Origin of the sequence: Virgisporangium aurantiacum (assembly GCF_016863635.1) — a bacterium.
GTDB classification, from domain to species: domain Bacteria; phylum Actinomycetota; class Actinomycetes; order Mycobacteriales; family Micromonosporaceae; genus Virgisporangium; species Virgisporangium aurantiacum.
Window position 1 is genome coordinate 1 of sequence record NZ_BOPG01000038.1, and the last position, 13,173, is coordinate 13,173.

Sequence of the window (13,173 nt, forward strand, 5' to 3'; positions counted from 1 at the left end):
CGCCGGCCAGGACGAGGCGCTGCTCGATATTTATCGCAAGCTGCGCCCTGGCGAGCCGCCGACGCGTGAGAACGCCCAGACCCTGCTCGACAACCTCTTCTTCAACCCGAAGCGGTACGACGTAGCCAAGGTCGGGCGTTACAAGATCAACAAGAAGTTGGAGGTCGACGTCCCGATCACGACGGGCGTCCTCTCCGAAGACGACATCGTCGCCACGGTCGAGTACCTCTGCCGGCTGCACGCCGGTGAAGACGGCTACGAGGCCGACGACATCGACCACTTCGGCAACCGGCGTCTGCGCACGGTCGGCGAGCTCATCCAGAACCAGGTCCGCGTGGGCCTGTCCCGGATGGAGCGCGTCGTCCGCGAGCGCATGACGACGCAGGACGTCGAGGCGATCACGCCGCAGACCCTGATCAACATCCGTCCCGTGGTGGCGGCGATCAAGGAGTTCTTCGGCACGTCGCAGCTGTCGCAGTTCATGGACCAGACCAACCCTCTGGCGGGTCTCACCCACCGCCGGCGCCTGAGCGCGCTCGGCCCGGGTGGTCTGTCCCGCGAGCGGGCCGGCTTCGAGGTCCGTGACGTGCACCCGTCGCACTACGGCCGGATGTGCCCGATCGAGACCCCGGAAGGCCCGAACATCGGCCTCATCGGTGCGCTCTCGACCTTCGGACGGGTCAACCCGTTCGGGTTCATCGAGACGCCGTACCGCAAGGTCGTCGACGGCAAGGTCACCGACCAGATCGACTACCTGACCGCCGACGAGGAAGACCGGTACATCAAGGCGCAGGCCAACGCGCCGCTGATGAGCGACGGCAGCTTCGCCGAGTCGCGGGTCCTGGTCCGCCGGAAGGGCGGTGAGGTCGACAACGTCGCCGGCGACGACGTCGACTACATGGACGTCTCGCCGCGCCAGATGGTGTCGGTCGCGACCGCCATGATCCCGTTCCTCGAGCACGACGACGCCAACCGGGCACTCATGGGCGCGAACATGCAGCGCCAGGCGGTGCCGCTGGTCAAGGCCGAGTCGCCGCTGGTCGGTACCGGTATGGAGTACCGGGCCGCGGTCGACGCGGGTGACGTCGTGGTCGCCGAGGCCGGTGGCGTGGTCGAAGACCTGTGCGCCGACTACGTGACGGTGCACCAGGACGACGGCCACCGTCGCACCTACCTCCTGCACAAGTTCCGCCGCTCCAACGCCGGCTCCTGCGTCAACCAGAAGCCGGTCGTCTTCGAGGGCGACCGCGTCGAGGCCGGCCAGGTCATCGCCGACGGTCCCTGCACCGACGAGGGCGAGATGGCGCTCGGACGCAACCTGCTGGTCGCGTTCATGTGCTGGGAGGGCCACAACTACGAAGACGCGATCATCCTCAGCCAGCGGCTGGTGCAGAACGACGTCCTGACCTCGATCCACATCTCGGAGCACGAGGTCGACGCCCGCGACACCAAGCTGGGTCCGGAAGAGATCACCCGCGACATCCCGAACGTCAGCGAGGAAATGCTCGCCGACCTCGACGAGCGCGGCATCATCCGGATCGGTGCCGAGGTCGTCACCGGCGACATCCTGGTCGGCAAGGTCACGCCCAAGGGCGAAACCGAGCTGACCCCCGAAGAGCGCCTGCTGCGGGCGATCTTCGGTGAGAAGGCCCGCGAGGTCCGCGACACCAGCCTCAAGGTGCCGCACGGTGAGACCGGCACGGTGATCGGGGTCCGCACGTTCAGCCGCGACGACGGCGACGAGCTGTCGCCCGGCGTCAACGAGCTGGTCCGCGTCTACGTGGCCCAGAAGCGGAAGATCCAGGACGGCGACAAGCTCGCCGGCCGGCACGGCAACAAGGGCGTCATCGCCAAGATCCTGCCGGCCGAGGACATGCCGTTCCTCGCTGACGGGACCCCGGTCGACATCGTGCTCAACCCGCTCGGCGTGCCGAGCCGGATGAACGTCGGTCAGGTGCTGGAGACACACCTGGGCTGGGTGGCGAAGACGGGCTGGCAGGTCGAGGGCGACGAGGATTGGCACCGCTCGCTGCAGTCGATCGGCGCCGACCAGTCGCCGCCCGACAGCAACGTGGCTACGCCGGTCTTCGACGGCGCCAAGGAAGAGGAGATCACCGGTCTGCTCGCCTCGACGCTGCCGAACCGCGACGGTCAGCGGCTGGTCGGGTCGTCCGGTAAGGCGCAGCTGTACGACGGTCGTTCCGGGGAGCCGTTCCCAGACCCGATCGCGGTCGGCTACATCTACATCCTGAAGTTGAACCACCTGGTCGACGACAAGATCCACGCGCGGTCGACCGGCCCGTACTCGATGATCACGCAGCAGCCGCTGGGTGGTAAGGCGCAGTTCGGTGGTCAGCGGTTCGGCGAGATGGAGTGCTGGGCCATGCAGGCCTACGGCGCGGCCTACGCGCTGCAGGAACTGCTGACGATCAAGTCCGACGACGTGCTCGGCCGCGTGAAGGTGTACGAGGCCATCGTCAAGGGCGAGAACATCCCCGAACCGGGCATCCCGGAGTCGTTCAAGGTCCTGCTGAAGGAACTGCAGAGCCTCTGCCTCAACGTGGAGGTTCTGAGCAGCGACGGTGTCGCGCTGGAAATGCGCGAGACCGACGACGAGGTGTTCCGCGCGGCGGAGGAACTTGGTATCGATCTCTCCCGCCGGGAGCCGAGCAGCGTTGAAGAGGTCTAGGCAGACGGTTCCGGGGGTCTCGGCCCCCGGAACCGCACCTGGTCAGGCTTGTACCGCGACTTGCGACGCGCAGTAAGGAATACAGAGTGCTCGACGTCAACTTCTTTGACGAGCTGCGAATTGGCCTGGCGACGGCTGACGACATCCGCCAGTGGTCGCACGGTGAAGTGAAGAAGCCGGAAACCATCAACTACCGCACCCTGAAGCCGGAGAAGGACGGGCTCTTCTGCGAGAAGATCTTCGGTCCCACCCGCGACTGGGAGTGCTACTGCGGCAAGTACAAGCGCGTCCGCTTCAAGGGCATCATCTGCGAGCGGTGCGGCGTCGAGGTGACCCGTGCCAAGGTGCGCCGTGAGCGGATGGGCCACATCGAGCTGGCCGCGTCCGTCACGCACATCTGGTACTTCAAGGGCGTCCCGAGCCGCCTCGGCTACCTGCTCGACCTGGCGCCGAAGGACCTCGAGAAGATCATCTACTTCGCGTCGTACGTGATCACCAGCGTCGACACCGAGGCGCGGCAGCGCGACATGCCGACGATCGAGAGCGAGATCGCGGCGGAGAAGCGCCAGGCCGAGAACGCCCGTGACGCCGAGATCGACAAGCGCGCGAAGAAGCTGGAGACCGACCTCGCCGAGCTCGAGGCCGAGGGCGCGAAGAGCGACGTGCGCCGCAAGGTCAAGGAGTCCGGCGAGCGCGAGATGCGCCAGATCCGTGACCGCGCGCAGCGCGAGATCGATCGTCTCGACGAGGTGCTCGACACCTTCCGCAAGCTCGACAAGAAGCAGCTGGTCACCGACGAGCTGCTGTACCGCGAGCTGCGCGACCGGTTCGGTGGGCACTTCACCGGCGGCATGGGTGCCGAGGCGATCAAGGCCCTGCTGGAGAACCTCGATCTCGACGACGAGGCCGAGCTGCTGCGCGAGACGATCCGCAGCGGCAAGGGGCAGCGGAAGATCCGCGCCCTGAAGCGCCTCAAGGTCGTGGCGGCGTTCCTCAACACCCAGAACTCGCCGCTGGGCATGGTGCTGGACTGCGTCCCGGTCATCCCGCCGGACCTGCGCCCGATGGTGCAGCTCGACGGTGGCCGCTTCGCGACCAGCGACCTGAACGACCTGTACCGCCGCGTGATCAACCGGAACAACCGCCTCAAGCGGCTGATCGACCTCGGCGCGCCCGAGATCATCGTCAACAACGAGAAGCGGATGCTCCAGGAGGCCGTCGACGCGCTGTTCGACAACGGCCGCCGCGGGCGCCCGGTCACCGGTCCCGGTAACCGGCCGCTGAAGTCGCTCAGCGACATGCTCAAGGGCAAGCAGGGCCGGTTCCGCCAGAACCTGCTCGGCAAGCGCGTCGACTACTCCGGCCGGTCCGTGATCGTCGTCGGCCCGCAGCTGAAGCTGCACCAGTGCGGCCTACCCAAGCAGATGGCGCTGGAGCTCTTCAAGCCGTTCGTGATGAAGCGGCTGGTCGACCTCAACCACGCCCAGAACATCAAGTCGGCCAAGCGCATGGTCGAGCGCCAGCGCCCGGTCGTGTGGGACGTGCTGGAAGAGGTCATCGCCGAGCACCCGGTGCTGCTCAACCGCGCACCGACCCTGCACCGGCTGGGCATCCAGGCGTTCGAGCCGCAGCTGGTCGAGGGCAAGGCGATCCAGATCCACCCGCTCGTCTGCACGGCGTTCAACGCCGACTTCGACGGTGACCAGATGGCGGTCCACGTGCCGCTGTCGGCCGAGGCACAGGCCGAGGCCCGGATCCTCATGCTGTCGAGCAACAACATCCTCAAGCCGGCCGACGGCAAGCCGGTCACCATGCCCACCCAGGACATGGTCATCGGCCTCTACCACCTCACTCACCAGCGCGACGGGGTGCAGGGCGAAGGGCGCGTGTTCGCGTCCGACGCGGAGGCCCGGATGGCGTTCGACAACGGCGAGCTGCACCTGCAGGCCACGGTCCGGATCCGGCTGCACGACCTGGTCGGTGTCGACAACGGCGCCGGCAAGCCGGCGTGGGAGCAGCCCGAGGAGTGGCAGGTCGGCGAGACGGCCACGGTCGAGACGACGCTCGGCCGGGTGCTGTTCAACGAGACCCTGCCGCGCGGGTACCGGTACGTGAACTACGAGATCCGCAAGGGTCAGCTCTCGGCGATCGTCAACGACCTCGCCGAGCGGTTCCCGAAGGTGGCGCTGGCCGCCACCCTCGACGCCCTCAAGGAAGCCGGTTTCCACTGGGCGACCTGGTCGGGCGTCACGATCGGCATCGAGGATGTCGTCCAGCCGCCGAACAAGAAGGCGATCCTGGAGCGGCACGAGAAGGAAGCCGAGCGGATCGACAAGCAGTACCAGCGTGGTCTGATGACCGCCGAGGAACGTCGCGGCGAGCTCATCGAGGTCTGGACCAAGGCGACGAACGAGGTCGCGAAGGAGATGGAGACGGCCCTGCCGCAGGAGGGCCCGCTGTGGAAGATGATCCACTCGGGTGCCCGCGGTAACCTGCTCCAGCTCCGGCAGATCTCGGCGATCCGTGGTCTGGTGGCCAACCCCAAGGGCGAGATCATCCCGCGGCCGATCAAGGCGTCGTTCCGCGAGGGTCTCACCGTGCTGGAGTACTTCATCTCCACGCACGGTGCCCGGAAGGGTCTCGCCGACACCGCGCTGCGTACCGCCGACTCGGGTTACCTGACCCGGCGTCTGGTCGACGTCTCGCAGGACGTGATCATCCGCGAGGAGGACTGCGGCACCGAGCGCGCGATCCCGATGCCGATCGGGGAGCGCCGCGGTGCGGACCTCGTCGTGCACGAGCACGCCGAGACCAGCACGCACGCCCGCACGATCGCCGACGACATCAAGGACCAGAGCGGCAACGTCGTCGTCACGCGGGGCTCCGACCTCAACTCGATCCTGGTCGACAAGATCGTCGCGGCCGGGGTGGAGACGGTGCGGGTGCGCAGCGTCCTCACGTGCGAGTCGAAGCTGGGCGTCTGCGCGGCCTGCTACGGCCGTTCGCTGCCGACCGGCAAGACCGTCGACGTCGGCGAGGCGGTCGGCATCATCGCCGCCCAGTCGATCGGTGAGCCGGGCACGCAGCTGACGATGCGTACCTTCCACACCGGTGGTGTCGCGGGTGAGGACATCACCCAGGGTCTGCCGCGTGTCCAGGAAATCTTCGAGGCCCGGGTGCCGAAGGGCATGGCCCCGATCGCGGAGATGACCGGTCGGATCCGCATCGAAGACGCCGAGCGGTCCCGGAAGATCATCGTCATTCCGGACGACGGCAGCGACGAGATCGTGTACGACAAGCTCTCCAAGCGCGTGCGCCTCCGGGTGCACGACGGCGGGCGCGTCGAGGTCGGTGAGAAGCTCACCGAGGGCACGATCAACCCGCACGAGCTGCTGCGCGTGCTGGGCCCCCGTGCGGTGCAGGTGCACCTCACCCAGGAGGTCCAGGATGTGTACCGCTCGCAGGGTGTGCTCATCCACGACAAGCACATCGAGATCATCATCCGGCAGATGCTCAAGCGGGTGACGGTCATCGACTCGGGTGCCACCGAGTTCCTGCCCGGCCTGCTGGTCGACCGGGCACAGTTCGAGTCGGAGAACCGTCGTCTGGTCGCCGAGGGCGGCGAGCCGGCGGCCGGGCGTCCGGTGCTCATGGGTATCACCAAGGCATCGCTCGCGACCGACTCGTGGCTGTCGGCGGCGTCGTTCCAGGAGACGACCCGGGTCCTCACGGACGCGGCGATCCACGCCCGGAGCGACTCGCTGATCGGTCTCAAGGAGAACGTGATCATCGGCAAGCTCATCCCGGCCGGCACCGGTATCAACAAGTACCGGGCCGTGCGGGTCGAGCCGACCGAGGAGGCGAAGGCCAAGGTCTACTCGATGACCGGGTACCCGGAGGCCGACTACGGCTTCGGGCCGGCCAGCGGGCACGCCGTTCCGCTGGATGACTTCGACCTCGGTTCGTTCCGGTAGTCAGGGCAACAAGCGAGAGGGCGCCGTCGGCAGCGATGCCGCGGCGCCCTTCCGCGTGTCCGGGCTGAAGTCGCCGGGCTAAAGTCGATCCGTGACCCAAGCCCAGGCGCAACCGCAGGCCCCACAGCCGGCCCCACAGCCGGCGCTGCGGCACCCCGCCGATCCCGATCCGGTCCGGTCGACCAAGGCCACCGCGGTCTACCTGCTCGGGATCGCCGCGGTGATCACCGGGCCGTTCGTCGGCGGCGTCATTCCGGGAACGATCGCGCTGCTCCTCGGCGCGGAGGTGCGGCGCGACCTGCACGCCGCCAACGGGTACCTGATCGGCACCAGCCGCTACCAGCGCGGCATCAAGCTCGCGTGGGCCGGCATCGTGCTCAGCATCGCCGCGATCGTGGTGGTCATCATCCGGACCCTGTACGTGTGGGCACAGACCGGGAGCGTCGACTTCAGCAACACGAACTAGTCAGCGGTTGCCGGCCACCGTCAGCCAGCGGACGTCCCAGATCCAGGCGCCGTGCGAGTACCTGCCCGGGCCGAGCACCTGGTCCCACAGCATCTTCAGCTCCCGCTGGTGCTCGTGCGGACCCACCACGATCACGCCGACCTTCCAGAAGATGAGGTCCTGCTTCATGCCGACCTTCATCTCGTCGGTCGGTGCGATCAGGTCGTCGTCCCGCCCGTCGATCCGCCCGGTCTTGGCGACGTGGTTGACCCAGAACGTCGTCTGCCGGGAGACCGGCCCGTACCAGCCGCGACCGTTCTCGTCGGGGCCGATGAAGTACCCGTGCGGGATCTGGAACTCCTGCCGGCCGGCGGCGCTGTAGCGCAGCGTCCAGATGCCGTCGGCGTTGTTCGGCACCGGGCTCGGCAGCACCGTGTAGCCCGGCGGCGTGTAGGCCCGCCAGTAGTCGTCGACGATGAAGTCGGGCACCTTGGGCGCCACCATCGTCGGCATGATCCACGGCGTGATCGGCACCAGGGCCATGGCGATCGCGAACATGCCCAGCGCCCGGCGGCGCGGCAGTTTCACCTCGCGCAGGGCGTCCCACGCCAGCGCCACCAGCAGGCCGACGACGCCGATCACCACCATCGTGAGCCGGGTGGGCTGCAGCAGTTCCAGCACCGGCACGTGCCCGCTGCTGATCAGCGCCCACGGCCCGGGGATGCCGCGTTCCCTGCCGTTGATCACGACCTCGGGACCGATGCCGGCGATCACGAACACGATGCCGGTGATCGCCGCGATCCGCGCCACCCGCGACCGGCGCCACAGGAGCACCGCCGCCACGAGCACGACCAGCACCAGCGGCCAGCCGAACCAGGTGTTCTGCTCGGTGCCCCCGATGAGCTTCTCGACATAGTCGTCGCCGGCGAGCGTGTCGCGCGAGAACGTGACGTACGCGGCCAGGTCCTCGCCCCAACTGTGGAACTCGAACGGCAGCCCGCGGTACGACTGCGGCCCCTTGAACTGGAACCACATCGGATACACCAGCAGGGCGCCCGCCACCACGCCGGCGATCGCCAGGGATCCGAGCATCCGCGGGCCGCGCTTCCACGCGGCTCGGATCGTCACCAGCGTGAGCACGGCGGCCGCGACCGCCGTGATCAGCAGGACCTCCTGGTTGATGAAGAACTGCCAGACCACGAGCCCGGCCAGCACCAGGCCGTCCTTCACGACGAATCCCGGGCGGCCCAGCCGCACGGCGTAGAGCACCAGGAACGGCACCAGGAAGTGCGTGGAGAAGTTCGGCTGGCCGTTGGCGTGGTGGATGATCCCCGGCGCGAAGCCGATCACCGCGCCGCCCAGCCAGGCCGCCAGCCGCGAGGTGACCACATGCCGCGAGAACACGTGGTAGCAGGCGTACGCGGTCCCGGCGAGGCCGCCGACGAGGAAGACCCAGTAGGAGATCGCGCTGCCGAACACCATCGTCACCGGCGCCAGCGGGATCGAGATGCCGAGCACCGAGGTGTTCGCCATCAGATTCACACCGAAGGGGTAGTTCTGGCGCGTGGAGAAGAGCGGGTTCTCCAGATGGCGCACCGTGTAGGCGCCGTGTTCGAGCAGCCACTCGAACCAGATCTGGTCGTTCGGGTTGTGCGCCGACACCCGGTCGAACGGGTTCAGGAAGAGGCCGCCGCAGGTCCACAGCGCGAGAGCCAGGAAGGCCACGGCGGCCACGAGATCGGGCCGCCGGGCCGCGAGGGTCCGGGCCCGGGCGAAGCGCCCGGCCGGTTTCCCTTCTTTCGTGGACGCGGGTGCGCCCGCCGCCGCATCCTCGGACGTCCGGGGCGCCGTGTCGGTAGGCGTACTTGTCATGCGCGCCCGCGGTCCTTCCGTTGCTGCTGTGCTGCTGCCATTGACCCCGACGGACCTTACCTCCCCACGCTGGGAGGAGTCCGGGCACAATGGGCGGGTGAACCGCATCGAGATCGTGGTGTGACGATGGCCGAACACGGATCTCCGCAGTGGGCCGCACCCGGTGGCCCGCCGACGGGTCAGCCGGGTACCCAGCCCGGTCCTCAGTTGTTGCCGCCGGTTCAGCAGTACCCGGGTGCCCCCGCGGGCTACTACGCGCCCGGGCCGGCCGGGCCGCTACCCCGGCCACCGGGGCCGCAGCCACGGCCCGACACCCGGGGCGGGCCGGTGCGGGTCGAGCCGGTGCCCGGCACCGAGTTCGGGCTCGCCATCGGCTCGATCCCGCCGACGTTCTCCGGCCAGGCCACCGGCAGCCTGGTGGCCGGCATCGGCTCCATCGCGGTCTCGCTGGCCGTGGGCTGCTTCGGCATCGTGGGCGGGCCCGACGGGTGGGGCGTGCTCGTTTCGGGCGCGTTCGCGATCCTGGCGGGTCTGCTGGGGCTCGCCGCGGTCGGTCTGGGGCTCGTCGCCGTCCGGTTGATCAAGGCGTCCCGGGGCCGGTTCGCCGGCCGGGGGGTGGCGATCTCCGGAATAGTCTGTGGCGGCACCGGCGTTGTGCTCACCGCCGGCGGCATGCTGATCGCCCTGGCGGCCACGGTCGCGGCTTAGCGGCCGAGCGCTGTGTCGAAGAGCGATCAGCCAGGTACTCTGGATATCGAAAGTCGCTCATCCTGCCCCCGATTTTGACCGGGGTACCTGCGGTGGGTACTCTTTCTCTTCGTGCCCGGCTTCGCTGGGCGGATTGTGTGCGCCCGCGCCGGCGCTCACTGAGGTGGCGAGGCGGCTATCGGGGCCCTATGCGGAACCTGTGCCCGCCAATGGTCAGCAATCCGTCCGCGGCTCCGTGCGCGCCGCCCGGGCGACACGCCCGACCGCGGGGGTCGGTGAGAACCCGGCCACCAGCAGACATGTCCCAAAGAACGACCACATAACTCGAACGACGTAGCAAGGACGGCCCGGCCATTACGGCCGAAGGGAGAGGCAGACCCGGTGCCCACCATCCAGCAGCTGGTCCGCAAGGGCCGCAAGGCCAAGATCAGCAAGAGCAAGACGCCGGCGCTGAAGGGGTGCCCGCAGCGGCGAGGTGTGTGCACGCGTGTGTACACCACCACGCCGAAGAAGCCGAACTCGGCGCTGCGCAAGGTTGCCCGTGTCCGGCTGATGAGCGGGTTCGAGGTCACGGCCTACATCCCCGGCGTTGGTCACAACCTGCAGGAGCACTCGATCGTGCTCGTGCGTGGCGGTCGGGTGAAGGACCTTCCCGGCGTCCGCTACAAGATCATCCGTGGGTCGCTCGACACCCAGGGTGTGCGCAACCGCAAGCAGGCTCGCAGCCGGTACGGCGCGAAGAAGGAGAAGAGCTGACATGCCCCGTAAGGGCCCAGCCCCGCGCCACCCGTTGGTGGCCGACCCGGTGTACAACTCGCCGCTGGTCACGCAGCTGATCAACAAGATCCTGCTGGGCGGCAAGCGGCAGCTCGCGGAGCGCATCGTCTACAGCGCACTGGAAGGCTGCCGGGAGAAGACCAGCACCGACCCGGTCGTCACCCTGAAGCGTGCGATGGACAACGTGAAGCCGACCCTCGAGGTGCGTAGCCGCCGGGTCGGTGGCGCCACCTACCAGGTGCCGGTCGAGGTGCGCCCGCCCCGGGCCGTCACGCTGGGCCTGCGTTGGCTGGTGCAGTACTCCCGCGCCCGTCGCGAGAAGACCATGATCGAGCGGCTGATGAACGAGCTTCTCGACGCGAGCAACGGTCTGGGCGCCGCCGTCAAGCGGCGTGAGGACACGCACAAGATGGCCGAGTCCAACAAGGCCTTCGCGCACTACCGCTGGTAACGGGACTGCCGTCCCCGCCGGCGTTGATCAGGGGGTGATCCCCCCGAGGAAGGGAACACCGTGGCAGCCGCAGACGCCGCCCTCGCTAAGGTCCGCAACATCGGCATCATGGCGCACATCGATGCCGGAAAGACCACGACGACCGAACGCATCCTGTTCTACACCGGTATCACGTACAAGATCGGTGAGGTTCACGAGGGCGCGGCCGTCATGGACTGGATGGAGCAGGAGCAGGAGCGCGGCATCACCATCACTTCCGCCGCGACCAAGTGCGAGTGGAACGGCCACACGATCCAGATCATCGACACGCCCGGCCACGTCGACTTCACGGTCGAGGTGGAACGGTCGCTGCGGGTTCTGGACGGCGCGGTGGCGGTCTACGACGGGGTTGCCGGCGTGGAGCCGCAGACCGAGAACGTGTGGCGGCAGGCGGACAAGTACCACGTCCCGCGGATGTGTTTCGTCAACAAGCTCGACCGCACCGGTGCCGACTACTTCCGTTGCGTGCAGATGATGAAGGAGCGGCTCAACGCCACCACGCTCGTCCTGCAGATCCCGATCGGGTTGGAGGCCGACCACATCGGCGTTGTCGATCTGGTCGGCATGCGTGCACTCACCTGGCGGGGCGAAACGAAGAAGGGCGAGGACTACGCGGTCGAGGAGATCCCGGCCGACCTCGTCGAGCAGGCCGCGGAGTGGCGCGAGAAGCTCCTCGAGACGCTGTCCGAGGCCGACGACGACATCATGGTCAAGTACCTCGACGGCGAGGAGCTGTCGCAGGCCGAGATCAAGAAGGCCATCCGCCGGGCGACGATCGACGGCAAGCTGAACCCGGTGGTGTGCGGCTCGGCGTTCAAGAACAAGGGCGTGCAGCCCATGCTCGACGCGGTCGTCGACTACCTGCCCTCGCCGCTGGACGTCCCGGCGATCGAGGGCGTGGCGACCGACGGCGAGACGCCGTTGCAGCGCAAGCCCGCGGTGGGCGAGCCGTTCTCCGCGCTGGCTTTCAAGATCCAGACGGACAAGCACCTGGGCAAGCTCACCTACGTGCGGATCTACTCGGGCAAGCTCGACTCCGGGTCGCAGGTGGTCAACTCCACCAAGGACCGCAAGGAGCGCATCGGCAAGATCTACCAGATGCACGCGAACAAGCGTGAGGAGCGGTCGACGGCCCAGGCCGGCGACATCATCGCCGTGCAGGGTCTGAAGCAGACCACCACCGGTGACACGCTCTGCGACCCGCAGCACCCGGTCATTCTGGAGTCGATGACGTTCCCGGAGCCGGTCATCCAGGTCGCGATCGAGCCGAAGAGCAAGGCCGACCAGGAGAAGCTGAGCACCGCCATCCAGCGGCTCGCCGAGGAGGACCCGACGTTCCGGGTGCACCTCGACGAGGAGACCGGTCAGACGGTCATCGCCGGCATGGGCGAGCTGCACCTCGACATCCTGGTCGACCGCATGCGGCGCGAGTTCAACGTCGAGGCGAACATCGGCAAGCCGCAGGTGGCCTACCGCGAGACCATCCGCAAGGCGGTCGAGAAGGTCACCTACGTCCACAAGAAGCAGACCGGTGGGTCGGGCCAGTACGCCAAGGTGGTCGTCACCCTGGAGCCGCTGGACCTCTCGTCGGACGGCCCGACGTACGAGTTCGTCAACTCGGTCACCGGCGGTCGCATCCCGAAGGAGTTCATCCCCTCGGTCGACGCCGGTGCGCAGGACGCGATGCAGTACGGCATCCTGGCCGGCTACCCGCTGGTCGGCGTCAAGTTGACGCTGCTCGACGGGCAGTACCACGAGGTCGACTCGTCCGAAATGGCATTCAAGATCGCTGGTTCGATGGTGTTGAAGGAAGCGGCCAAGATGGCCAGCCCGGCGCTCCTCGAACCGATGATGGGCGTCGAGGTCGTCACCCCCGAAGACAACATGGGTGACGTCATCGGCGACCTCAACTCCCGCCGGGGCACCATCCAGGCCATGGAGGAGCGTAGCGGCGCCCGCGTCGTGCGCGCTCTGGTGCCGCTGTCGGAGATGTTCGGCTACGTCGGCGACCTGAGGTCGAAGACCCAGGGCCGGGCGAGCTACACGATGCAGTTCGACTCCTACGCCGAGGTTCCCCAGAACGTGGCGAAGGAGATCATCGCGAAGGCGACGGGCGAGTAACGTCCGTTTCATAGCGGGATTGAACTGCTGAAAGTACCGGGCCTAGGCCACCGGCCGTTAGACCCAAGTCGCATACGTTCCATGCAAGTCCTTGAGG

At 67.8% G+C, this 13,173-nt stretch carries 8 protein-coding genes; 7 read left to right on the top strand and 1 reads right to left on the bottom strand.

What is annotated here, in order from left to right; translation table 11 throughout:
* The 3 genes from rpoB to Vau01_RS30780 all read left to right on the top strand — a co-directional run.
* Nucleotides 1–2,689: DNA-directed RNA polymerase subunit beta (gene rpoB, locus Vau01_RS30770; RefSeq protein ID WP_203999764.1), on the top strand; the 2,689-nt coding region annotated here is incomplete at its 5' end.
* 86 nt (nucleotides 2,690–2,775) lie between these two features.
* Entirely contained in the window at nucleotides 2,776–6,663 is a 3,888-nt protein-coding gene (locus Vau01_RS30775; protein ID WP_203999767.1) for a DNA-directed RNA polymerase subunit beta', read from the top strand.
* A gap of 91 nt (nucleotides 6,664–6,754) precedes the next feature.
* Nucleotides 6,755–7,129: a hypothetical protein gene (locus Vau01_RS30780; RefSeq protein WP_203999769.1), complete on the top strand. Its 375-nt coding sequence runs from the start codon at nucleotides 6,755–6,757 to the stop codon at nucleotides 7,127–7,129.
* Here Vau01_RS30780 and Vau01_RS30785 read toward each other — a convergent pair whose 3' ends face one another.
* Nucleotides 7,130–8,980, bottom strand: coding sequence for a hypothetical protein (locus tag Vau01_RS30785; RefSeq protein WP_203999772.1), 1,851 nt, complete (start codon nucleotides 8,978–8,980; stop codon nucleotides 7,130–7,132).
* Nucleotides 8,981–9,106: 126 nt separating this feature from the next.
* On the opposite strand from Vau01_RS30785, the gene Vau01_RS30790 reads away from it, so the two are divergent.
* The 4 genes from Vau01_RS30790 to fusA all read left to right on the top strand — a co-directional run bounded on the left by Vau01_RS30790 (nucleotide 9,107) and on the right by fusA (nucleotide 13,076).
* On the top strand, nucleotides 9,107–9,688 hold the full coding sequence (locus Vau01_RS30790) for a hypothetical protein (RefSeq protein WP_239151979.1): 582 nt from the start codon (nucleotides 9,107–9,109) through the stop codon (nucleotides 9,686–9,688).
* 381 nt (nucleotides 9,689–10,069) lie between these two features.
* Nucleotides 10,070–10,444, top strand: coding sequence for a 30S ribosomal protein S12 (rpsL, locus tag Vau01_RS30795; RefSeq protein ID WP_203925381.1), 375 nt, complete (start codon nucleotides 10,070–10,072; stop codon nucleotides 10,442–10,444).
* 1 nt (nucleotide 10,445) lies between these two features.
* Nucleotides 10,446–10,916 (top strand): 30S ribosomal protein S7, encoded by a 471-nt coding sequence (gene rpsG / locus Vau01_RS30800; RefSeq protein WP_203925380.1) that lies wholly within the window; start codon nucleotides 10,446–10,448, stop codon nucleotides 10,914–10,916.
* Nucleotides 10,917–10,976: 60 nt separating this feature from the next.
* Nucleotides 10,977–13,076, top strand: coding sequence for an elongation factor G (fusA, locus tag Vau01_RS30805; protein ID WP_203999775.1), 2,100 nt, complete (start codon nucleotides 10,977–10,979; stop codon nucleotides 13,074–13,076).
* Nucleotides 13,077–13,173: the final 97 nt, after the last annotated feature.

Coding starts and splice junctions, on each gene's coding strand:
- Vau01_RS30785 (WP_203999772.1), bottom strand. CDS start 8,980: ATGACAAGTACGCCTACCGACACGGCGCCCCGGACGTCCGAGGATGCG.
- Vau01_RS30790 (WP_239151979.1), top strand. CDS start 9,107: ATGGCCGAACACGGATCTCCGCAGTGGGCCGCACCCGGTGGCCCGCCG.
- rpsG (WP_203925380.1), top strand. CDS start 10,446: ATGCCCCGTAAGGGCCCAGCCCCGCGCCACCCGTTGGTGGCCGACCCG.